Annotated in this window: 1 protein-coding gene and 1 pseudogene; one reads left to right on the forward strand and one right to left on the reverse strand. The window is 63.7% G+C overall.

The genetic code is table 4. The features are described 5' to 3' along the window. A pseudogene (gene lpqH / locus FJR74_RS08485) lies at positions 1 to 172 on the forward strand (lipoprotein LpqH); the annotation flags it as partial. Between the two features lie 55 nt (positions 173 to 227). Here the strand turns inward: lpqH and FJR74_RS08490 are convergent. Then, a partial coding sequence (locus tag FJR74_RS08490; RefSeq protein ID WP_140915077.1) for a sensor histidine kinase occupies positions 228 to 518 on the reverse strand: 291 nt, incomplete at its 5' end.

Consider the following 518-nt stretch of genomic DNA (forward strand, 5'->3'; position numbering starts at 1 on the left):
TAACGTCAACGGCGTCACGCTGGGATACACGTCGGGCACCGGACAGGGTAACGCCTCGGCAACCAAGGACGGCAGCCACTACAAGATCACTGGGACCGCTACCGGGGTCGACATGGCCAACCCGATGTCACCGGTGAACAAGTCGTTCGAAATCGAGGTGACCTGTTCCTAACCTAAAGCGTGTCGATGCGGGCTGTGAACAGCGCGTCGGAGCCGGGCAGTCAGGCCTAGCGCGGCGACGATTCGAGCGGTTGCCATCCGTCAAGTGGCAACCGCACCGCAAACTCGGTATATCCGGGTGAGCTACTCACGGTGATCGTTCCGTTGTGCGCCTTGACCACAGCGGAGACGATCGCCAGGCCGAGCCCGGTGCTACCGGCTTGGCGGGACCGTGACGTATCGCCGCGGGCGAACCGCTCGAAAACCTCGGACTGCAGCGCGGCCGGAATACCCGGCCCATTGTCGATCACCTGCAGCACGACGTGCGTCGGCCCGGTGCTCAAGCGCGTCGTCACGAT

The sequence above is a fragment of the Metamycoplasma neophronis genome (assembly GCF_006491995.1).
GTDB lineage: Bacteria > Bacillota_I > Bacilli_A > Mycoplasmatales > Metamycoplasmataceae > Metamycoplasma > Metamycoplasma neophronis.